Below are 20,530 nucleotides of genomic sequence, written 5' to 3' on the forward strand. Positions count from 1 at the left end.
AGATGCAGCAGTCGTACCTCGACTACGCGATGGCCGTCATCGTCGGCCGCGCGCTGCCCGAGGTCCGCGACGGCCTCAAGCCGGTGCACCGCCGCATCCTCTACGCGATGTACGACGGCGGCTACCGGCCGGACCGCGGCTTCAACAAGTGCTCCCGCGTCGTCGGTGATGTCATGGGTCAGTACCACCCGCACGGCGACTCGGCGATCTACGACACCCTGGTCCGGCTCGCGCAGCCGTGGGTGATGCGCGCGCCGCTGATCCAGGGCCAGGGCAACTTCGGTTCCCCGGGCAACGACCCGGCGGCCGCGATGCGGTACACCGAGTGCCGGATGGCGCCGCTGGCGATGGAGATGGTCCGCGACATCGACCAGGACACGGTCGACTTCCGGCCGAACTACGACGGCAAGTCGCAGGAGCCGGTGATCCTGCCGGCCCGCTTCCCGAACCTGCTCGTCAACGGCTCGTCCGGGATCGCGGTCGGGATGGCGACCAACATCCCGCCGCACAACCTGCGTGAGGTCGCGGCCGCGGTCGACTGGGCGCTCGAGCACCCGGACGCGACCCGCGAGGAGCTGCTCGACGCCTGCCTGCAGAACATCAAGGGCCCCGACTTCCCGAACGGTGCGCTGATCGTCGGCTACAAGGGCATCGACGACGCGTACCGCACCGGCCGTGGTTCGGTCACGATGCGCGCGGTCGTGGACATCGAGGAAGACGCCAAGGGCCGGACCAGCCTGGTCGTCACCGAGCTGCCGTACATGGTGAACCCGGACAACCTGGCGCTGAAGATCGCCGAGCTGGTCAACACCGGCAAGATGAACGGCATCGCCGACATCCGCGACGACAGCTCGTCGCGGACCGGGCAGCGGCTGGTCGTCGTACTGAAGCGTGACGCGCAGCCGCGCGTCGTACTGAACAACCTCTACAAGCACACGCAGTTGCAGGACACCTTCGGCTGCAACATGCTCGCGCTCGTCGACGGCGTACCGCGGACGCTGAGTGTGGACCTGTTCATCAAGCACTGGATCGACCACCAGATCGAGGTCATCCAGCGGCGGACCCGCTTCCGTCTGCGCGAGGCCGAGAAGAACGCGCACATCTACCGCGGGTACGTGAAGGCGCTCGACGCCCTCGACGAGGTGATCGCGCTGATCCGGCGCAGCCCCGACGTCGAAGAGGCACGCACCGGCCTGATCCAGCTGCTCGACATCGACGAGATCCAGGCGCAGGCCATCCTCGACATGCAGCTGCGCCGGCTGGCCGCCCTGGAGCGGCAGAAGATCATCGAGCGGTTGCAGGAGCTCGAGGCGATCATCGCCGACCTCGAGGACATCCTGGCCAGCCCGGAGCGGCAGCGCACGATCGTCAAGGACGAGCTCAGCGAGATCGTCGAGCGGTACGGCGACGAGCGGCGTACCGAGATCATCGCGGCCGACGGCGACCTGTCCGTGCAGGACCTGGTGCCGGACGAGGACGTGGTCGTCACGATCACCCGCGGCGGGTACGCGAAGCGGACCAAGACCGACCTGTACCGGACGCAGAACCGCGGCGGCAAGGGTGTCCGGGGCGCGCAACTGCGGGCCGAGGACGAGATCAGCCACTTCTTCGCCACCACCAACCACCACTGGATGCTGTTCTTCACCACCAAGGGCCGGGTCTACCGGGCCAAGGTGTGGCAGCTGCCCGAGTCCGCCCGGGACGCGAAGGGCTCGCACGTCGCCGGCCTGCTCTCGTTCCAGCCGGACGAGGAGATCGCGCAGGTTCTGACGCTGCGCGACTACGACCAGTCGGAGTACCTGGTGCTCGCGACCAAGCGGGGTCTGGTCAAGAAGACCGCGCTGCGCGACTACGACTCGGCCCGGCAGAGCGGCATCATCGCGGTCAACTTCCGCGAGGAGGACGACGAGCTGATCGGCGCCGACCTGGCCACCGCCGAGGACGACCTGCTGCTCGTGTCCCGCAAGGGCCAGTCGATCCGCTTCACCGCGAACGACGAGCAGCTGCGGCCGATGGGCCGGGCGACCTCCGGTGTGACCGGCATGAAGTTCCGTTCCGGCGACGAGCTGCTGTCGATGTCGGTGATCCGGGCCGGTTCGGAGGAGGACACGCAGTTCGTCTTCACCGTGACCGACGCCGGGTACGCCAAGCGGTCGCGGGTTTCGGAGTACCGCCAGCAGGGTCGCGGCGGGCTCGGGATCAAGGCCGTGAAGCTGAACGACGAGCGCGGTTCGCTGGTCGGCGCGATCATCGTCGTCGACGAGGACCAGGTGCTGGCGATCAAGGCCAGCGGCCAGGTCGTCCGCAGCCGGGTCGACAGCGTGCCGGTCAAGGGCCGCGACACGATGGGCGTGCGGTTCGCCGGGGTCGGCGAGTCCGACGCGGTGGTCGCGATCGCCCGGAACACCGACCTGAGCCTGGCCCTGGAGGAGTCGGAGGGCGTCGAAGAGGGTACTGAGGCAATTGGTGCCCAGAATGTGGACGTTCCGACAACCGAATCCACCTCTGAGAGCGTCCAGAATGATGACGAACGTTCGACGGACGTGGACGGCGCGGCTACCGTCGAAGACGACGAAGCCGGCCAGGAGGGTGACTGATGACCAACCGCGCGAGGCCGACATGGCCTGAAGGTGCGGCCGACAGCTCCAAGTCCCAGCGCCCCGCGCCGGGTGGGAAGCCGTCTGCTGCCCCGGCCAACCCGGCCTCCAACGGTCGTTCCAATGGTGTGCCGGGCGGCCAGCCGAGGCCTGCGAACGGTCAGCGGCCGTCCTCGGAGTACCGGCCGCAGCCTCGGCCGGCTGCTCCCGGCTCAGGTGCACCGGTCCGTCCCCAGCCTTCTCCCAGCACACCGGGCCGGCCGGAGCCTTGGTCTCCCCCGGGTACGACGCCCCCCGCGGCGAGCTCGCCGTACGAAAGCCCGGTCGCGAAGACCGAGTCGTTCGGTGACCGGGTGAGCGCGGCGCGTCAGGCGGTGCTCGACAAGGCGGCTGCCGTGACCGCGGCGAAGCCGGACAAGACCGACCGGGAAGAGGCCAGGCAGGCGCGGCTCGCCGAGAAGGACGCCAAGACCTCGAGCCGGCCGCAGACCCGCAAGGCGCGGCTCCGGATGTCCCGGATCGATCCGTGGTCGGTGATGAAGACGGCGTTCCTGCTGTCGATCGCCTTCGGGATCGTGACCTGGGTCGCGGTCTTCATCATCTGGTCCGCGATCGGTGCGGCGGGTGTTTTCGACAACATCAACAGCACCGTGCAAGAGGTGCTGGGTACGCCGACGGCCGAGCCGTTCCGGGTCGAGAACTACATCAACACCGGCAAGGTGATGGGCTTCACGACGCTGCTGGCCTGCGCCGACGTACTCATCATCACGGCGCTCGCCACGCTCGGATCCTTCCTCTACAACATCGCCGCCACGCTGCTCGGCGGCCTCGAAGTCACGCTGGCGTCGGAGGACTGATTCTCGTGCCGGGCCCTGGTCGGGCCCGGCCGGAACCGGTTTGGGAGTAGGGCCCTTGGTGCGGTAATCTCTCCCGGGTTCGACACCGCAGTACGCGGGCCTATAGCTCAGACGGTTAGAGCGCTGCCCTGATAAGGCAGAGGTCACTGGTTCAAGTCCAGTTAGGCCCACCCTCACATTTGTGAAGCCCCCGATTCCGAGGAGTCCCAGTGCTGAAGAAGCTCCTGCTGGTGCTGCTGGCCGGCATCGGTGGATACTTCGCCTACAAGAAGACCCAGCAGTCCCGCGCCGACAAGGACCTCTGGGCCGAGGCCGTCGACTCGGTAACCCCGGGTCGCTGACCACCCTCACGGGGGCGTAGCTCAACTGGCAGAGCACTGCCTTTGCAAGGCAGGGGTTAGGGGTTCAAGTCCCCTCGTCTCCACCAGAGCCGGTTGCTGAAAAGCAACCGGCTTCTTGCGTACTGCGGCCAACCCCCGCACGCTACGCGGCCGCTTTCCTCGTCGCTCCGCTCCTCGGCGCAGCCGCTTCGCGCGCTCCCACCCACCCCCCGGCTTATCGCCGGTGCATCCCTTCCGGCTACCGCCGGACGTGGCGGGCTACCGCCCGCGGTTGCGCGCTTATCGCGCGGTGACTGCTAGGCCGGCGTGTTCGTACGGGCGGACCGTGCCGTCCTGGGCCGTGCTCAGCCCCCGCGTGCTGCGCGGCCGACGCCGGCGAATGAGTCCGCCGCGGTGGAGCCCGACGCCTGCACCCTGATCGGTGATCAACCCATCGACGTACAGGCCGCCCGCGCTTTCGGCGCCGCCAGCATCGGCTACGCCAACGCCGGCCCGTTCCCGACACAAGCCCGGCAAGGCTGACGACCTGACCGTCGCTGGAGCCGATGCCGTCATCGCCCACATCGACGAACTCACCGAGGCGATCCGCGCCAACTAGGCGGTCGCCGCCAGCTCGCCGCGGGCTGTGATCCACCGGTAGATCAGGCCAATGCACGGATCTGCCGATGTGCGGACGCTCTGGTCCCGACCCGGGGCGGGTCGCTTCGCCCGGAATGATGCTGCTGGTCGGAGCTCGTCCAGGTCACGCAGGCGACGTGGGAGGGTCAGGACGATGTGCGCCCTGGCCGGCGCCAGGCGACGGCTTGAGGACAGGGGTTCATTGCTCCGACGGCCAGGGCCAATCGTCGAGGCGCCCGACGAAGTCGTGGAACGGTGTCCCCTCGTAGCCGTCTTGGAGTGGCTCGACCTGGGCTTCATGTAAGACGACCAGTGTCTCGTGAACGCCACCGACGAACTCCTGCGCCAGCATCTGTGCGAGCACCTCTCGCTCGGCCGACGTCAGTCTCCGCAACAGTTGGTTTACGGCCGACGGTCCGGCAAGTCGGTGTTGGCGTTCCACAGCCCGGAGCGGACACGCTTGGCACTAATCTGCCCCTGCCCGGCCCTGCAGGCCAGAACAAGTCGGTCGATAAGTGCCCTGTAGTCAGTCCGGTCATCGGTCACGCCACGAATGATGCCCCAGCGCGCGACTTGGCCACAGCCGACGTCCCGGCCAACACGCGGCGAACGCACGCACATGCCGCAGACAATTAAGTCGCGTCACGCCGAGACTCCGGCCGCTGGCATCATGGGAGCATGAGGCTCGGTTTCAGGCTGGGCGCCGAGGTGGTCCTCGTCGCCGGTGCGGTCGGCGCGACATGGTTCCTGCTCGACGAGGGACTTGACCGGGCGCAGAAGTGGGTCTGCCAGGTCCTCGTACGCGCCGGTCGTGACTGTGCGGTCGAGGCGGTGTGAGCCGCCGGGACGTCAGGCTTGATCGCAACATAGCCGCACTGTTGGCTGCCTGGGCGTTCACCGAGATTCGTTATCTCGCCGGGGATGTCCGGCGCACCTCGGAGGACAGCTCTCCTGATGAGGATCTGGAGCGCATACGGTTTCTGGCCGATCTGTGCCACAACCTGCCGGGGATCACCCGGCCGCGTCGCTGGCAGCCGTCGCGCAGAGGCGCTTCCCTCAGTAGCTTTCAGCAGGCGATGGCGAAGCGGCCGATGAGTTGGGTTTGGCACACCGCCGGCGCGGAGGGGCGTGCATGGATGCTGCGCACCATCGAGCAGGACGGGATTCGGTGGACCCCACCGCCGCCGCTGCCGGTCCACGGCAAGAGTCCGTCGCCGATGACGCTGCGGCAGCGGGTGGGAGTCCTGCTGGGTCTGTGGCCGGTGAAGGCCCCGGCCGGACGTCGGTCGTTGCCTGCGGAAGCAACCGTTCTGAAGGCTCTCGACACCGCCGCGGTCTGTGCCCTGTACGAAGAGGCCGGACGGCTCCGGCTCGGCCTCGGTAAAGGCGGACCATGGCTGCAGGCCCACCTGGACCCCGGCGGCGTTCACTACCTAGTTCCGGATCCGGCGGACTACTACTGGCCCGGCAGCCCAGACGGTCAGGGCGGCACGATCCGCTGGTGGCAGTGCACCGCACTCCTGCGGATGTGCGACGGTGAGCAGGTCAGCGGCATGGTCGCCGTACTCCCAGAAACCTTCACAGCGTTGCCCTCGACCAGGCCCCGAAGGAAACAGGTGCGACTCGTTCACCTCGCTCGTGCCACAGAGCGAGACACCTACCTCTGGGGACGAGACCACGAGGCCGAATGCGACCCACAGCGCTGCGGCTACATCCCCGAAGCCGCGGACCCCCCTCCGTCGGACTGATCGACGAGAGCGGCACGCTTTGGCGGCTGCGAGGCGGCGAGTTGCGGTGGAGCCGCTTAGAGCGCTCGGCAGTGCCTGTGCTGCACGTCTACCTCGACGAGGTCAAGGAGGTAGCGACCGCAGAGCGGGAGAACCTCTTGGCGACGATCCAGCCCTACCTGAAGCCCTCGGGCGATGCACGCGCGCCTGAGGATCACACCGACTTCGTGGCCGCCGAGTTCAAAGCCGTCGACCACCGGTCAATGCTCGTTGTCGAGGAATACTGCTAGCGCGTGCCCTCCGCGTGCCCCAACGAGAACATGCCAGTGGGCTCGACCGGTCACTCAAGGGGCGGAACCGGTCGAGCCGAGACTCAGCGATCCCACGCCCAAGTCACCGGGACCGCCACAACCGCCTTTGCAAGGCAGGGGTTAGGGGTTCAAGTCCCCTCGTCTCCACCACAACCCGGTTGCCGGCTTCGTGCTGTACTGCGGCCAACCCCGCGCCGTGCGTACTGCGGTCAACCCCCGCGCGCTACGCGGACGCTTTCCTCGTCGCGCTGCTCCTCGGCGCGGCCGCCTCGCGCGCCCACCCGGCACGGATCTGCCGATGAGCAGTCGTCCGCCGCCCGCACCCTTGACATATATCCATATGGAGATATTTTCGAAGAGTGGCTCGAGCCTCGACAACGTCGGATGTCTTCAACGCTCTCGGCGACGTTCACCGCCGCGCAATCCTCGATGTGCTGCTCACGGGCGAGAAGGCGGTTGGGGCGATTGTCGGCGCCGTCTCGATGTCTCAGCCCCAGGTCTCGAGGCACCTGCGGGTGCTCGGTGAGGTGGGGCTCGTCAAGTGCCGCGCCGAGGGCCGGCGCCGGCTCTACCGCCTGGCACCGGAGCAGCTTCAGCCCGTGCAGGACTGGGTGGCCAAGTACGAGCGGGCGATCAACGACCGACTGGATCGGATCGAGGACTACCTCGAAGAGCTGCAACGACAAGGGGACGACAATGACACCTGATCGGCATGGTTCTGCAGTCATCACATTCCCGAACGAACTCGAGGTTGTCATCACTCGAGAGTTCGACGCTCCGATCGCTCTCGTCTTCGACGTGTTGACGAAGCCCGAGCACGTGAGCAAGTGGGGCGCGACGCCCCCGGACCGGATGACGGAGTGCTCGATCGACCTGCGGGTCGGCGGGAACTACCACTCGTCCTTCGTGACCGGAGACGGAACCGTCTTCTCGTTCAGCGGGACCTACCTGGAGGTCGAGCCGCCGGTCCGAACTGTGGAGACGTGGCGTTTCAACTGCTGGCCGGATGTCGAGGCAGTCGAAACGATGGAGCTGCAGGAACGTGACGGAGTGACGACGTTCACGTGGAGACTGGCGTTCCGCGACAAGGCAGGACGCGACCACATGACCGGCTTCGACGGCCGGCAAGACAGCCTCGACGAGATGGAAGCCATCCTCCGGTCACTCCTCAACCCCAGCCGAACCTAGCGAAGGAAACGCACGCTCAAGCCCCGATCCGCGCGCTGGACTGTCGCAGATATGAGTTGGCGGGTCACATCGGCTATCTGGTTGCGATCTGGATGGCGCTCAGGATGCTTGGCAGGGCTACCGGTTGGGCCAGCTTCAGATCCGCGAGGTCGCTGGGTCGGAACCAGCGGAGGTCGTCGTGCTCCTCGGGTTCGGCGTTGGTGGGTTCGCCGTCCCAGCGGGTGACGAGGAATGCGTGCATTTCGAGCGTCGGGTCACTGATCTTGATCGGGAAGGGCACGGGGTCGTGAACCCGCACCCCGAGTTCTTCGAGGCACTCCCGAACGACGGCCTGCTGAGGCAACTCTCCCGCCTCGACATGTCCGCCGACGAGGTCCCAACAGTCCGGATACCACCGACGCGACGGATGCCGATGCGCCAGCAGCACCAGCCCGTCCCGCACAAGCGCAGCAACTGCAATCGGAATCGGGGCAACCATGGCGGCACTCTAAGCCGAACGCGCTCTCATGACGCGATCAGCGACCGACCTGGGTTACAAGGTCGCGGAGGAAGGACCACGCCCTGGGGCTGAGCCTGAGCAGTCCTCCAGTCTCCGCGAACGCCCGGTACTCCGACTCCGTGAGTGGCACGTCGAAGTCGTACACGTTCTGGGCCAGGTTCTCGAAAGCAATTGCAGCTTCGCCGTGCGCCGCCAGATCGAGACAGTCCGCGACCCGCACGTCGAAGGAGGCACCCATAGCGGCCTCGCTGCCTTGAGCGGCCCGCCCAGACAGCGAGTCCACCAGCACCCCTAGCCGCTGCAGTGTGTCGCCATCCATGGTCGGAGGCTATCGCGGTCGCGTCCAACCTCCGGCTGGAATCGTGTGGATGGGGAAGCGGGGACTCTTCACAACCGCCGCACTGACTGTGGTGGCAGATTCCAGGAGGACTCAGGTGGTGGGGTCCCATTCGAAGTAGTCGGGGGCTGGGTCGGTTTTGAAGCGGACGGCGTTGATTGTTGGTTGGCCGTTGATCCAGGCCTTGGAGATTCTGTGGCCGCCGTCCATTAGGCGGCCGTCGGTGGAGAGGATTACTGGGTAGGTGAGGTCGGCTTTTGGATGAGGGCGGCGTGGTGGCGACCATTCGGCAGGTGACGGGGGCGCCGCCGAACCAGCAATCTTCGTCGAATGCCTTGATGGAGTCGATTGGTACCGACTCGACGGGGAGGCCGGCCGACAGCTCCCAGAGGCGTTCGGTCAGGTAGAACGCCCGGCCGCCAGGTACTGGGCGTGAGTGTTTTTCAGGCATCGCAGCATCATCACCTGATGAGTCTCTCGAGGCGCGCCCTTTTCTGCCCGGCGGCGGCCAGGGCGGCGGTGATTGCGGCGTGCTGGTGGTGGGTGATGCGGATGACGATTGAGTGGGCTTCGTCGGCGAGGGAGACGATGGCGTCGCCGGTGGAGTTCCAGACGGTTGCGTCGTACGCCCAAGCTGCGAACTCGACGAAGGCCGACCAAACCTCGTTGCTGGGGTTTTTGATGATTCCGGTTTGTGCGTAGTCGGCGCGGCTCTTCCGACGTGCAGCACCGCGGAGGACTTCGGCGGCGGAGGCGACGGTTGGGGGCCAGTCGGCGGAAGGTGCCGGGATGTCGGTCTCGAAGCTGGCGACGTTGTCTTGGAGCGCTCGCAGGATCAGGCGGGATGCGGTCGCTGCGTCGGCGTGCGGCCAACTGTTGGCGAGTGTGTAGGTCTCGAGGGGCTGCACTAGTGGACTACGCGGTAGTCGACGAGGAGGTGGCCGGCGGGGGTGGGGGTGGAGCGGATGGTTTCTAGGTGGGTGAGTGGGAGGTTGGTGAGGAGGCGTTGGCCGGTGGTGACGATGGTGGGGGCGATGACGAGGCGGAGTTCGTCGATGAGGTTGGCGGCTAGGAGGGATTGGGTGATTGAGATGCTGCCGTGGATGCCGATGTCGCCGCCGGGTTGGGATTTCAGGGTGCGGACGAAGTCGGCCAGGTCGCCTTCGATTGCGTGGGAGTTGGACCAGTCGGCGTCGAGTGGTTTCGAGGTGGCGACGTACTTGGGGGTGGTGTTGATGAAGGACGCGAAGGGCTCGATCTCGCTGGTGGGCCAGAAGCCGGACCATTCGTCGTACGTGCGGCGGCCGAGGATGACGACGTCCTGGGTCTCGATGAGCCTGGCGCCGCTGGCGTCGGTCTCGTCGTCCCAGCCGGTGAGGAACTTGTCCGGAGCCTCGGCTACTCCGTCCAGCGACAAGAAGTAGCCTGCGACAACCTTTCGCGGATCAGCCATGGTGATTCTCCTTCGTGGGATGCCTGAACTGTTTGATCACCACTAGGTCGAACGAGGCACTCGCGAATCGACACCGCTACGGGCAGAGGGATGCGAGGGCAGCGTCTATCGGGAACAGGTCGGGCAGAGGCTCGCCCGGGTTCCACCAGGTGGCGGCGGACATCTCTTTGTTCGGCGTGAAAGGTTGTGGAGCGGCGAGCTGACCGCGGTACGTCGCCAGGTACTCGAGGTGGTTGTCGGGTGCGATCCGGATCTTGGCCACGCCGGCGAAGTCGAGGGAGTCCGCGCGTTGGTCGCTCTCCTCTGCGAGTTCGCGTACTGCGGCTTCGCGCGGGGACTCACCTGGATCGATCATGCCGCCGGGCAGCTCCCAGGCGTTCCGGATCCGGTTGAAGACCATCAGGCACTCGTCACCGCACCAGAGCACCACGAGGGAAGCAGTCAACGGCACCGAGGGATCCAGACTGCCGAACTCGTCCTCGCGGATCCGCTCGAAGCTGAGCAGCACCGACCCGTCGGCGTTCTCTACCGGAAGCTCATACACGACCAGCAACTATTCCACGTCTCGCCGAGCCGTCCGCGATTCGTCGAGGCCGGCTGGGGTGAGTTCCTACGGCAAGGGCTTGTCCGGTGCGGATTCGACCTTGAATGAGCAGTTCGCGATCTGTTCGATGCGGTCGAGGACGCCTGGGGCCAGTTCGGCGGGGTCGTGGTCCGGGACTTCGATGACGGGGCCCGGGCCGCGGTGGATGGTGCAGCGAGTGGCGGGGATGAACTCGAGCAGGTGGTACCGGATCTTCAGTGCTTGGGAGTCGGTGAGAGTGAGGTCGTCGGCGGTCAGGCGGATCACGTGCTCAACCTATTCGCCGGTGGTGCCGTCGAGGGATTCTCGGAGGAGGTCGGCGTGGCCTGTGTGGCGGGCGTATTCCTCTATTACGTGGGTGAGGATGAAGTGGGGGTCGGTGTTGCCGAATTCGGGGTTGGGGATGGGGCGGGTCAGGTCGCGCGGTGGGAAGAGGGCTCTGGAGTCGGCGCAGGCGGATAGGTAGTCGGCGTACACGGCGGCCGCGGGGGTGGGGTCTGACTCGTCGAACCAGTCGGTGTTGGGGTTGGTTCGGTAAGTGGGGTACTGCGGGGTTGCGTCGGCGAGGCGGTACTGGAGCCAGTAGCGTTCGACGCCCTGTAGGTGGCGCATGAGGGAGAGCAGGGTCAGGTCTGTGGAGGGGATGGGGCGGTGGCGGAGTTGGGCGTCCGTCAGGCCCTCGCATTTCCACAGGAAGGTGGCTCGGTGGTAGTCGAGGTTCGAGGCGATCACTTCGAGCCAGGTGCCGAACAGGGTGCGCTCAGGGCGGATGATCTTCTCGATCACGATGTCGTTCATATCTGACCGATGCCTGACGTGGGCACAGATCGACAGGCGATCAGGGGCGGATGACGTCCGTGGTGGCGGATGGTTGGACGTGGCCGGTTGAGGGCTGGGACTGAGCGAGGGTGATGCCGGTGTCTACGAGGGCGGCGCGGGGCAAGCTCGCGACGGTGGTCAGCGGCGTCCAGACGGATTCGGCGGTTTCGCCGTTGGGTTCGGGGCGGGTGGTGCCGGCGGTGATGCGGACGGCGTAGAAGATGCCGATGTTCTGGTGGTCCTCGGGGCCGGGGCGGTGGCGTTCGGCGGCCGGGATGATGCGGGAGTCGACGCCGAGCAGACGTTCGACGACAGACGAGTAGCCGGTCTCCTCGGCGACCTCGCGGGTGACTGCGTCGAACGGGTCCTCGCACGGTTCGACGCCGCCACCGGGCAGCGTCCACCAGGTGCCCTCGCCGTACGGCGAGACGTAGCGCGCCAGCAGCACCCGTCCGTCCTCGATGCACACCGCGTACGCCGCCAGTCGTCTGCTCACCCACGGGACTCTAAATGCAGAAGGGATGACCGGCCGGATCCGCAAAGACGTGGTGATGCGGGCCCGTCTGCAGAGGCTCAGCGCCGACGGTCAGAGCGTGAGCACGGGCAGCCGGTACGTCGGTGGTCGACAGGTCGAGGTGCACTTGTTGCGGGTACGCCGGGTCCGGCCAGCGTGGCGCCGGCGACGTACTGCGCTGGAAGGCGAGCTCCGGCTCGCCGGCAAGTACCACGCGGGACGCGAGCGGCCGGTCGAGCAGCGCGCTGTAGAACAAGGCGAGCGCCTCCGGGTCGGGGCAGTCGATGACGATGCGGCGGATGTACGCGCGGTCCGACGGCACCAGGCAGAACGGATGCCCGATCGGATCGGCGTACACCTGCCACTCGCCATTGTCCTGCAGCAGTTGGGCTCCAAGCGTTGAAGGTGCGGCGATGTCGAGATGCATCTGCTGCCCGCCGCCGGGCCACCCAGGCGGCTGGTAGTCGATCGGCCCGTCACCGAAGGCAAGGCGCACCCCCGACTCGTTGCCGACGACGAGCCAGTCCTCCCGGAGGATCTCCATCCCGAGCAGCTCGGCGTAGAAGTTCGCGACCGGCCGCGCCCCGCGGTCGTAGCTCTCCGGTGTGTTCCCCGGGCAGGCGAACACGACGTTCTGGATCGTCAGGCTCACCTCACCACTTCACCCGACAAGGTCGCCGGGCGCAATCGGTGGGGCCTGGGGGTCAGGTCAGATCGGGGACGGAGTGGGCGCCGACGTAGTCGCGGAAGAGTTTGATCTTGCCGTCCTGGATCCGGAAGACCTGGATGCAGGTGGCTTGGAACGGTACGTCGGTGGTCGTGTGCCGCGCCTCGGTGACGAGTTCGAGGATCACGACCTCGGGGTCGATGGTCCGGTGCAGCTGGACCGTGCGGAGGTCTGTGATCTCGACGGCACGGGTGCCGGCCCGGAGCGAGAACTCGCGGATCGCCGCGCGGCCGACGAGGCGGTCGGGCACGCCTTGGAGGGCGAACGGCATCTCGATGACGCCGTCCTCCGCGAAGAGATCGGCGAACGACTCGAAGTCACGATCGATCAGGTACTGGCGGCGCAGTTCAAGTACTTCCTCAGGAGTCATTCAACGACCGTAGAACGAAATCGCGAGACATTCAACACCTGTAGAATGAATTTGGTGAACGAGACCACCCGCGACCGTCAGCGCATCGAGACGCAGCAGCGGATCCTGACCGAGGCACGCCGGCTGTTCGCCGAGACCGGGTACGACCGGACCACGATCCGCGCCGTGGCCGCCGCCGCGCAGGTCGATCCGGGCCTGGTGATGCACTACTTCGGCAACAAACAGCTGTTGTTCGCCCGCGCGGCCGAGACCGAGAGCCGGCCGATCGTCGAGGGCACCCCCGATCAGGTCGCCGAGCAGTTGCTGGAGCGGCTCCGGGAGTCGTTGATCGAGGAGCCGGTCGCCTCCCTCGCTGTACTTCGCTCGATGCTGACCCATCCCGAGGCCGCCGACGAGGTCCGCGGGAACGCACACGTCCGCGGCAGCAACATCAGCAAGGCGATCCACGGCACCGACGGCGAGCTCCGCGCCGACGTGCTGAGCGCCGTACTGATCGGGGTCGTGCTCGGTCGCCATCTGCTCAAGCTGGACCATCTGGCCGAGGCCGACCCGGACAAGATCGTCGAGCTGCTCGGGCCCGCGGTCCATTCGCTGACCAAGGAATAGGGTCGTCCGGGCCGGGGTTGGCCCGAGGTATGAGCCTTGAGATCGGAGTCATCCTTCCGACGTCGACGCCGGATCCCGAGCGCCCGATTCTCGGCGACGTTCGGGAGAGCGCGCGGTACGCCGAGAGCGTCGGGCTGGACTCGGTGTGGTCGACGGATCATCTGGTGGCGAGTGCGCCGCTGCTCGACAGCTCCGTCGTACTCGCGACTGCGGCCGCGGTGACCGAGCGGATCACGGTCGGGTACAACGTGATGCTGCTGGCGTTGCGGCCGGCGGCCTGGGCGGCCAAGCAGATCAACACGCTGCAGCTCGTGTCGAACAACCGGCTCGTCCTCGGTGTCGGTACGGGGAACCCGGCGCATGGTGACGTCGGCTGGCGGGCGGCCGGCGTGGAGTACTCCGAGCGCGGGCGGCTGACCGACGAGGCTCTCGCCGTACTGCGAGACCTGATCGCAGGGAAGCCCGCGACGGTCGGAGATCTCGAGGTCACCCTCTCCCCCGGCTCGCCCGTGCCGCCGATCTTTGTCGCAGGCAACGGTCCGCGCGCACATCGCCGTGCGGCCAAGTACGGCGACGGCTGGGCGACGATCGCCGCAACCCCGGACGAGGTCCGCACCAACCTCGACCGCATCAACGAACTTGCCGACGGCAAGCAACTGAAGGCGACCGTGGTCGCTCCCCAACTCGACGGCAACCCGGCCGAACAACTCGCCGCCTACGAGGCCGCGGGCGTCGAGCGCATCATCCTCCCGCCGACCGGCGACTGGCGCCGCGACTACGACCAGGCAGCCGAGCTCCGTTCAGCTGTTTAGCTCGAGCGCCGCATCCAGCAGACTCTGCGTGTACTGGTGCTGCGGTGAGCTCAGTACGTCGGTAGCCGCGCCCTCCTCGACGAGTACGCCGCGACGCATCACGGCGATCCGATCCGCGATCTGATGCACCACCCCGAGGTCGTGAGAGATGAACAACATCGACAGGTTGTGCCGCTGCCGAAGATCGTCGAGCAGGCGAAGAATCTGCGCCTGGACCGAGACGTCCAGCGCAGAAACCGCTTCATCGCAGACCAGCAACCGCGGCTTCACAGCCAGAGCACGGGCCAGGCTCACGCGCTGACACTGGCCGCCCGAGAGCTGACTCGCTCGCTGCCCAGCCACCGACGAATCAAGGCCGACGTCCGCGAGCAACTGGTCAAGATCCAGCGCCGCCGACGGATGGGTACGCCACGCCTCACCGATGATCGAGGCAACGGTCATCCGCGGATTGAGTGACGAGCGCGGATCCTGGAACACCATCTGGATCGCCCGCTGCAGTTCGGCCGGCCGCCGAGTGCCAGCCGGCACCACCCGTCCGTCGTACATGATCGAGCCGGATGACGGCCGGACCAGACCGACGATCGACCGCGCGACCGTGGTCTTGCCCGACCCGGACTCCCCCACCAGACCGACGGTCTCGTTGGCGCCGACGGTCAGGCTGACCCCGTCCACCGCGACGAACGGCTTCCGGCGCGGCCCGAACGTGACCCGCAGATCGCGGACCTCAAGCATCAAGCACCTCCTCAGCGAAGTGGCACGCGGTCCAACGCCCCGGTGCAACCTCACGCAGCGATGGCTGCTCACTCCGGCACCGCTCCCGCGCCAGCGGACACCGCGGATGGAACGCACACCCAGCCGGCCGATTCGCCGGTGTCGCAGGAGTACCCGGCAACGGATGCGCCAGAGCAGTCTTCGTCCGTACGGCGGGAACACTGTCGACCAGTGCCCGCGTATAAGGATGCGCGGGTCGGCGCAGTACGTCGGAGGTCGCGCCGCGCTCGGCCACGCGCCCGGCGTACATGACGACGACCTGGTGGGCGACGTGTGCCATCACTCGCAGATCGTGGCTGACCAGCAGCATCGACAGACCCGCGTCCTCCTGGATCGAGCGGAGCAGGCGCAGGATGCGCGCCTGTACCGTCACGTCCAGCGCAGTCGTCGGCTCGTCGGCGAGCAGAAGCGACGGGCTGCCGGCGAGCGCCATCGCGATGACGGCGCGCTGCCGCATCCCGCCGGAGAACTCGTGCGGAAAGCTGCCAAGCTTTTCGGCCGGCGAAGGGATCCCTGCGCGGTCGAGCAACTCGATCACGCGCTCGCGGACCGCCGACCGGGACTGGCCGGACCGGCGCAGGATCTCGCCGACCTGACGGCCGATGGTCTGGGTCGGGTTGAGCGCGGCCAGCGGGTCCTGGAAGATCATTGCGATCTCGTGTCCGCGCAGCTCCCGGCGCCGGGAAGAAGTTGCCGTCAGCAACTCCTCACCGCGCCAGGCGAGCGAGCCGGAGACGGTGGCGCCGTCGGGCAGCAGACCGATGAGAGCGTTCGCGGTCATGGTCTTACCCGAGCCGGACTCGCCGATCAGCCCGACGGTGGTCGCAGACGGGATGTCGAAGGAGACCTCGTCGACGACCCTCACCATGCCTGCCCGCCCCGGCAGATCGACGGCGAGCTTCGACGTCCGCAGCAGAGGCTGCGACGCCACAGCCTCGCTCCCCACCCTCCCCCGCAAGGGGGCCTTGGCCGGGCTCAAGAGTTGACCTGGAGTTTCGAGAAGTCGGGGAGCCCGTTGGGGTCGGGGGTGAAGCCGCTGAGGCGCTTGTTCCACGCATAGGCGTACTTGACCGCCATCGGGAACATGCCGACCGCGTCGTCCCAGATGATCTTCTCGGCCTCGCCGTACAGCTTGACCCGCTCCTGCTCGTCGGTGCTGGCCGCGGCCTGGTTGATCAGCTTGTCCAGCGCCGGGTTGCAGTAGCCGTTGCGCTTGGCCGCGCACGGGTAGAGCCGGCCGACGGTGTTCGCGGCGTCGAGCATCGGGTTCGACAGTTGCTGGAAGTTGATGTCCCAGTTCAGCGACAGCAGGTCCTTGGTGAAGACCGCCTGCTCCTTCTGCAGCAGGTCGACCTGGACGCCGATCTTCTGCAGATCCGAAACGACGGCCTGGTTGAACTGCTGGAACTCCGCGTTCGCGAACTGCAGCCGCAGCTTCGTGCCGAAGTCGAAGCCGGCCGCGGTCAGCGCGGCCTTCGCCGCCACCGGGTCGTACTTGACCGGGGTCTGCGCGACGTACCCAAGCGTCTGCTTCGACACCACCGAGTCCGACAGCGATCCGGTCTGCGGGTACAGCTTCTTGATGATCGTCGGGAAGTCGACCGCCTCCCACAAGGCCCGCCGGACGGCAGCGTCCTTCAAAGCCGGCGTCGACGAGTTGAACCACATCGTGTAGACGGCCGAGCTCTGCACGATCTCGACGTTCAGCGTCGAGTCCTTCTGCACCTCGGACAGCTGATCGTCCGGGATCCCCCAGACGACGTCCGCCTCGCCGGTGCGCAGTGCGGTCAGCCGGGCGGCGAGCTCAGGCATCTTCTTGATCGTCACCTTGGTGACCTTCGGCGCGCCACCGTAGTACTGCGCGTTCGGCACCAGGACGATCTCGTTCGGGCTGAACTTGTCCAGCTTGAACGGCCCGGTCCCGACCGGCTTGTCGAAGAACGCGGTGTCGTTCGCGCCGACACCCGAAGGCAGCACGAAGAACACCGCGAGCTTGCGCGGGATCGCGGCATCCGGCTTGGAGGCCGTGAGTACGACGGTGTCGTCGGACGGCGCCGTCATCGTGTAGCCGGGGAAGTTCGCCGCGTTCGTCCCCTTGAGGTCGGTGAACCGCTTGAAGGAGTCGACCACATCCGCAGCCTTCAACGCCGACCCGTCGCTGAACTTCACGCTCTTCCGCAAGGTAAAAGTCCAGGTGCGAGCGGTGGCGTCGGACTTCCAGGAGGTCGCCAGGTCCCCCTCGACCGAGCCGTCCGTCTTGGTCCGGACCAGCCGGCTGAAGATCTGCTGCTCGACCATCTGCGGTCCGGTGCCGCCGCCCTGCGGGCCGCCCGGGTCGATGCTGTCGACCGGATAGGTACCGGCGATCACGACCTCACCGCCGCCGGAGCTCGAACTGCCGCCGGTGGTGGCGCTGGAGCACGCCGTGAGGGCCATGGTGGCGGCGACCCCGAGTGTCAAAGCCGCCCGTCGTGTCAGAGGGATCATGAGGTTTCTCCTGCCTTCCGACGCGTCATCAGTTGAGATGTCCGCGTCCGTAACGGGCGGTGAGCTGGTCACCGAGGATGCCGATGTTGACGATCAGCAGCGACAGGGCGATCCCCGGCAGGGCCGAGATCCACCACGCGCTGTCGAGGTACTGCTTGCCGTTGGCAATGGTTTGTCCCCAGGACACCGCCGACGGCGGCAGCCCGATGCCGAGGAAGCTCAGTCCGGCCTCGGCGAGCACCACGAGCGCGAACTCGAGCGTGGCCAGTGCGACCACCGGACCGATCGTGAACGGTACGACGTGCCGCAGCAGGATCGACGTACGGCGGACGCCGAGCACGCGGGCCGCATCGACCCACGCCCGCTCCCGCAGCGAGAGCGAGACGCTGCGGGTCACCCGGGCGAACGAGATCCAGGCCGTCGCGGCCAGCGCGATCACGACCACCGGCACGCTCCGCTCGAACGCGCCGGCGATCACGATCGTGAGCAGGATCGCCGGGAACGCCAGCAGGATGTCAATGCCCCGGGCAAGGAACGTGTCGAGCCAGCCGCGGAAGTACCCGGCGACCGTGCCGATCGTGACGCCGACGACGCAGGACACCACGACGGTCGCGATACCGATCAGGATCGACGTGCGGGCGCCGTACACGACCTGGGCGAGGACGTCGCGACCGAGACCGTCCGTGCCGAGCCAGGCGGTGCCGCCGGTGGACAGGTGCGATCCGGGCTTGAGTAGCCGGTCGTCGAGCGAGGTGCGGATCGGGTTGTAGTCGATCACCAGCGGGCCGATCGCGGCGACCAGTGCGTAGATCGCGAGTACGACGTACGGGATCTTGCCGAGCCAGCCGCCGACCCGGCGTACGGCGAGCGGGCGGGTCACCGCGAGCGTGGCCATCAGCTGCCCTCCAAGCGGATGCGCGGATCGAGCTGGGAGTAGACGAGGTCGGCGGCCAGGTTGAACAGCATCACGATGCCGGCGATCACGAACGTCGCCGCCTGCACCACCTCGTAGTCGCGGTTCGTGACCGAGTCGACGACGAGCGAACCGAGGCCCGGCCAGGAGAAGACGTTCTCGACGATCACCGCGCCGCCCATCAGACCGCCCATGTGCAGCCCGACGATCGTGACGACCGGCAGCAGCGAGTTGCGCAGGGCGTGCCCGAGCAGCACCTGGCGATCGGTGAGGCCCTTGGACTTCGCGGTCTGGATGTAGGGCTCGCGCAGCGTCTCGGCCACGCTGGTCCGGGTCAGTCGCGCGACGATCGCCGTGAACGGAAGCGCCATCGTGATCGCCGGGAGGATCAGGTGCTGCGGAGTACCCGAGCCAGAACTCGGAAACAGCCGCAGCGCCAGCGCGAAGACCAGGATCAACATGATCCCGATCCAGAACGTCGGGAACGACTGCAGCGCGATCGCCGCCGCAGAGACCACTCGGTCGACCACGCTGCCCGGTCGACCACCCGCCAACAGTCCCAGCGTCAGACCGAGCACCACTGCGATCAGAGTGGACGCGAGCATCAGCTCCGCTGTGGCAGGCAGCCGCTCGAGTACTTCGGACATCGCGGGGTGCCCGAGCCGGTACGAGTCGCCGAAGTCGAGCCGTACGGCGTGACCGAGGTAATCGACGTACTGCACGGCCAGCGGGCGATGCAGACCGAGTGAGGCGCTCAGCTCGGTGATCTGGTCCTGTGTCGCGTCCGGGCCGAGCAGGATCGAGACGGGGTCGCCCGGTGCGACCCGGACGATGAGAAAGATCAGCGACGCCGCGCCCCACATCACCAGGACGCCGATCAGCAGCCGCTTGACCACAACGCGAATCATGGAAGCTCCTTGGGAGGTCCGACCGTCGCACCGGGCGCGAACCCGCACTGGACGCTTTCGCTGAGCGCACCGGAGTCAGGTGCCTCCAGCAACTGCACCAGCAAGCCCATCGCCTGACGGCCCATCTGCTCGCGTGGCACGATCAGTCCGGTCCACGGAGTGCCGTCGTGCCGCGCACCGGTCGAATCACCCAGCTCGACGACACTCAGGTCATCGGGGATGGCCAGACCGCGCCGAGTCGCACACACCAGCAGCTCTTCAGCCAGCAACTGCTGCTCCGCGAGTACGGCGGTGATGCCGCCGCGCTGGAGCTCCTCGACCAGACCGTCCACCTCCGCGACGGAGTCGAGCGTCCACACCGGTCCGGCGAGGTGCTGGGACGGCGTCGCCTGGCGGAACCCGACTTCGCGATCACGACTCGGCTGGGCGCCGCCGTTGCCGATCCGCGCGTACGCGACGCGCTGGTGACCGAGCTCGAAGAGCCGCTCGGTGAGCTGCTGGGTCGCACCGGCGTAGTCGGCCGCGACGTACGACACCGGGGGGCCGGAGACCTCGCGGTGGCCGACATACACGAACGGGTAGCCGGAGTCGCGCAGCCGCTCGATCTCCTCGACGTTGGGATCGCGGCCGAGCAGCAGCGCGCCGTCCGCGTGCCAGAGCCGGGTCGATCCGTCGCGGAAGATCTGCCGCTCGCCGCCGGCGCTGGTGAACAGCAGCAGGTCGTAGCCGAGGTCGGCCGCCTCCTGCTCCATGCCGAGCAGGAACGGGAAGTAGAAGTCCACGCCGCTGGTCGGGAACACCGGCTCGAACGTGTAGACGCCGATGATCTTGTTCCGGCCGCCGGCCAGGGAGCGGGCCGACGCGTTCGCGACGTACCCCCACTCGCGCATCACGGTCAGCACCCGCTCGCGGGTCGCCGGGCTGATCCGGATACTCGCGTCGCGCTCGTTGAGCACCAGCGAGACCGTCGCCTGGCTGACCCCGGCGAGCCGGGCGATATCGGCCTGCGTGGGTCTCTTCGCCGGTGTGCGGCTCAACTCGGTTGCCTTCCTGCTAATACGCCCTACCACTGCGGTTCCGGAAGTTTCGCCA

Annotated in this window: 28 protein-coding genes and 2 tRNA genes; 13 read left to right on the forward strand and 17 right to left on the reverse strand. The window is 67.2% G+C overall.

Features of this window, described 5'->3' with window-relative positions; translation table 11 throughout:
* Positions 1-2 precede the first annotated feature (2 nt).
* From gyrA to ACFWUU_RS28090, 6 genes are all read left to right on the forward strand, one after another.
* Positions 3-2,597, forward strand: a complete 2,595-nt coding sequence (gene gyrA / locus ACFWUU_RS28065) for a DNA gyrase subunit A (RefSeq protein ID WP_380181768.1) — start codon at positions 3-5, stop codon at positions 2,595-2,597.
* A 353-nt stretch (positions 2,598-2,950) separates the two neighbouring features.
* Complete coding sequence (locus tag ACFWUU_RS28070; protein ID WP_170989825.1) at positions 2,951-3,454, forward strand: DUF3566 domain-containing protein; 504 nt, start codon at positions 2,951-2,953, stop codon at positions 3,452-3,454.
* 96 nt (positions 3,455-3,550) lie between these two features.
* Positions 3,551-3,624 (forward strand) — tRNA-Ile (locus ACFWUU_RS28075).
* 39 nt (positions 3,625-3,663) lie between these two features.
* Entirely contained in the window at positions 3,664-3,795 is a 132-nt protein-coding gene (locus ACFWUU_RS28080) for a DLW-39 family protein (RefSeq protein WP_233714837.1), read from the forward strand.
* Positions 3,796-3,805: 10 nt separating this feature from the next.
* Positions 3,806-3,881: transfer RNA gene (locus tag ACFWUU_RS28085), tRNA-Ala, on the forward strand.
* Between the two features lie 307 nt (positions 3,882-4,188).
* Positions 4,189-4,317, forward strand: coding sequence for a hypothetical protein (locus ACFWUU_RS28090; RefSeq protein ID WP_380179689.1), 129 nt, complete (start codon positions 4,189-4,191; stop codon positions 4,315-4,317).
* Positions 4,318-4,612: 295 nt separating this feature from the next.
* On the opposite strand, the gene ACFWUU_RS28095 is transcribed toward ACFWUU_RS28090, so the two are convergent.
* Positions 4,613-4,855 carry a DUF6547 family protein gene (locus ACFWUU_RS28095; RefSeq protein WP_380179691.1) on the reverse strand — a complete coding sequence of 81 codons (243 nt, stop codon included), beginning with the start codon at positions 4,853-4,855 and terminating at the stop codon, positions 4,613-4,615.
* A 236-nt stretch (positions 4,856-5,091) separates the two neighbouring features.
* Between ACFWUU_RS28095 and ACFWUU_RS28100 the strand changes: the two genes are divergently transcribed.
* The 5 genes from ACFWUU_RS28100 to ACFWUU_RS28120 all read left to right on the forward strand — a co-directional run bounded on the left by ACFWUU_RS28100 (position 5,092) and on the right by ACFWUU_RS28120 (position 7,639).
* The gene (locus ACFWUU_RS28100) at positions 5,092-5,250 is read left to right on the forward strand and encodes a hypothetical protein (protein WP_380179692.1); all 159 of its coding nucleotides are present in this window, start codon (positions 5,092-5,094) and stop codon (positions 5,248-5,250) included.
* A 254-nt stretch (positions 5,251-5,504) separates the two neighbouring features.
* Entirely contained in the window at positions 5,505-6,161 is a 657-nt protein-coding gene (locus tag ACFWUU_RS28105; RefSeq protein ID WP_380179693.1) for a hypothetical protein, read from the forward strand.
* A gap of 77 nt (positions 6,162-6,238) precedes the next feature.
* Complete coding sequence (locus tag ACFWUU_RS28110; protein WP_380179694.1) at positions 6,239-6,430, forward strand: hypothetical protein; 192 nt, start codon at positions 6,239-6,241, stop codon at positions 6,428-6,430.
* Between the two features lie 380 nt (positions 6,431-6,810).
* Positions 6,811-7,158 carry an ArsR/SmtB family transcription factor gene (locus ACFWUU_RS28115; RefSeq protein ID WP_380179695.1) on the forward strand — a complete coding sequence of 116 codons (348 nt, stop codon included), beginning with the start codon at positions 6,811-6,813 and terminating at the stop codon, positions 7,156-7,158.
* The gene (locus tag ACFWUU_RS28120) at positions 7,148-7,639 is read left to right on the forward strand and encodes an SRPBCC domain-containing protein (RefSeq protein WP_380179696.1); all 492 of its coding nucleotides are present in this window, start codon (positions 7,148-7,150) and stop codon (positions 7,637-7,639) included. The genes ACFWUU_RS28115 and ACFWUU_RS28120 overlap by 11 nt, the downstream gene beginning before the upstream one ends.
* A 73-nt stretch (positions 7,640-7,712) precedes the next feature.
* Here ACFWUU_RS28120 and ACFWUU_RS28125 read toward each other — a convergent pair whose 3' ends face one another.
* From ACFWUU_RS28125 to ACFWUU_RS28170, 10 genes are all read right to left on the reverse strand, one after another.
* Complete coding sequence (locus ACFWUU_RS28125; protein ID WP_380179697.1) at positions 7,713-8,117, reverse strand: NUDIX domain-containing protein; 405 nt, start codon at positions 8,115-8,117, stop codon at positions 7,713-7,715.
* Between the two features lie 37 nt (positions 8,118-8,154).
* The gene (locus ACFWUU_RS28130) at positions 8,155-8,457 is read right to left on the reverse strand and encodes a MafI family immunity protein (RefSeq protein WP_380179698.1); all 303 of its coding nucleotides are present in this window, start codon (positions 8,455-8,457) and stop codon (positions 8,155-8,157) included.
* A gap of 479 nt (positions 8,458-8,936) precedes the next feature.
* Positions 8,937-9,383, reverse strand: a complete 447-nt coding sequence (locus ACFWUU_RS28135) for a hypothetical protein (protein ID WP_380179699.1) — start codon at positions 9,381-9,383, stop codon at positions 8,937-8,939.
* Complete coding sequence (locus ACFWUU_RS28140) at positions 9,383-9,928, reverse strand: dihydrofolate reductase family protein (protein ID WP_380179700.1); 546 nt, start codon at positions 9,926-9,928, stop codon at positions 9,383-9,385. Before ACFWUU_RS28140 ends, ACFWUU_RS28135 begins: the two co-directional genes overlap by 1 nt.
* 76 nt (positions 9,929-10,004) lie before the next feature.
* Positions 10,005-10,472 carry an NUDIX hydrolase gene (locus ACFWUU_RS28145; RefSeq protein WP_380179702.1) on the reverse strand — a complete coding sequence of 156 codons (468 nt, stop codon included), beginning with the start codon at positions 10,470-10,472 and terminating at the stop codon, positions 10,005-10,007.
* Positions 10,473-10,538: 66 nt separating this feature from the next.
* Positions 10,539-10,778 (reverse strand): hypothetical protein, encoded by a 240-nt coding sequence (locus ACFWUU_RS28150; RefSeq protein ID WP_380179703.1) that lies wholly within the window; start codon positions 10,776-10,778, stop codon positions 10,539-10,541.
* A gap of 9 nt (positions 10,779-10,787) precedes the next feature.
* Positions 10,788-11,309, reverse strand: a complete 522-nt coding sequence (locus ACFWUU_RS28155) for a DinB family protein (RefSeq protein WP_380179705.1) — start codon at positions 11,307-11,309, stop codon at positions 10,788-10,790.
* Between the two features lie 40 nt (positions 11,310-11,349).
* Positions 11,350-11,826 (reverse strand): NUDIX domain-containing protein, encoded by a 477-nt coding sequence (locus ACFWUU_RS28160; protein WP_380179707.1) that lies wholly within the window; start codon positions 11,824-11,826, stop codon positions 11,350-11,352.
* Positions 11,827-11,836: 10 nt separating this feature from the next.
* Positions 11,837-12,496: a VOC family protein gene (locus ACFWUU_RS28165; protein ID WP_380179709.1), complete on the reverse strand. Its 660-nt coding sequence runs from the start codon at positions 12,494-12,496 to the stop codon at positions 11,837-11,839.
* Positions 12,497-12,548: 52 nt separating this feature from the next.
* Positions 12,549-12,941: a nuclear transport factor 2 family protein gene (locus tag ACFWUU_RS28170; RefSeq protein WP_380179711.1), complete on the reverse strand. Its 393-nt coding sequence runs from the start codon at positions 12,939-12,941 to the stop codon at positions 12,549-12,551.
* 54 nt (positions 12,942-12,995) lie between these two features.
* Here ACFWUU_RS28170 and ACFWUU_RS28175 point away from each other — a divergent pair, with 54 nt between their 5' ends.
* Positions 12,996-13,547 (forward strand): TetR/AcrR family transcriptional regulator, encoded by a 552-nt coding sequence (locus tag ACFWUU_RS28175; protein ID WP_380179712.1) that lies wholly within the window; start codon positions 12,996-12,998, stop codon positions 13,545-13,547.
* Positions 13,548-13,576: 29 nt separating this feature from the next.
* Positions 13,577-14,359, forward strand: coding sequence for an LLM class flavin-dependent oxidoreductase (locus tag ACFWUU_RS28180; RefSeq protein ID WP_380179713.1), 783 nt, complete (start codon positions 13,577-13,579; stop codon positions 14,357-14,359).
* Here the strand turns inward: ACFWUU_RS28180 and ACFWUU_RS28185 are convergent.
* Genes ACFWUU_RS28185 through ACFWUU_RS28210 form a run of 6 tightly spaced genes read right to left on the reverse strand, consistent with a single transcriptional unit; the run spans position 14,348 to position 20,475 of the window.
* A complete protein-coding gene (locus tag ACFWUU_RS28185; protein ID WP_380179714.1) occupies positions 14,348-15,091 on the reverse strand; it encodes an ABC transporter ATP-binding protein in 744 nt (247 codons plus the stop codon). The genes ACFWUU_RS28180 and ACFWUU_RS28185 overlap by 12 nt on opposite strands.
* Positions 15,084-16,061, reverse strand: coding sequence for an ABC transporter ATP-binding protein (locus ACFWUU_RS28190; protein WP_380179715.1), 978 nt, complete (start codon positions 16,059-16,061; stop codon positions 15,084-15,086). Before ACFWUU_RS28190 ends, ACFWUU_RS28185 begins: the two co-directional genes overlap by 8 nt.
* 44 nt (positions 16,062-16,105) lie before the next feature.
* Positions 16,106-17,617 (reverse strand): ABC transporter substrate-binding protein, encoded by a 1,512-nt coding sequence (locus tag ACFWUU_RS28195; RefSeq protein WP_380179716.1) that lies wholly within the window; start codon positions 17,615-17,617, stop codon positions 16,106-16,108.
* Between the two features lie 28 nt (positions 17,618-17,645).
* Complete coding sequence (locus ACFWUU_RS28200) at positions 17,646-18,512, reverse strand: ABC transporter permease (RefSeq protein WP_380179717.1); 867 nt, start codon at positions 18,510-18,512, stop codon at positions 17,646-17,648.
* Positions 18,512-19,438, reverse strand: a complete 927-nt coding sequence (locus ACFWUU_RS28205) for an ABC transporter permease (protein ID WP_380179718.1) — start codon at positions 19,436-19,438, stop codon at positions 18,512-18,514. Before ACFWUU_RS28205 ends, ACFWUU_RS28200 begins: the two co-directional genes overlap by 1 nt.
* Complete coding sequence (locus ACFWUU_RS28210; RefSeq protein WP_380179719.1) at positions 19,435-20,475, reverse strand: LacI family DNA-binding transcriptional regulator; 1,041 nt, start codon at positions 20,473-20,475, stop codon at positions 19,435-19,437. Before ACFWUU_RS28210 ends, ACFWUU_RS28205 begins: the two co-directional genes overlap by 4 nt.
* Between the last annotated feature and the right edge of the window lie 55 nt (positions 20,476-20,530).

This window comes from Kribbella sp. NPDC058693, assembly GCF_042715335.1.
Lineage (GTDB): Bacteria > Actinomycetota > Actinomycetes > Propionibacteriales > Kribbellaceae > Kribbella > Kribbella jiaozuonensis.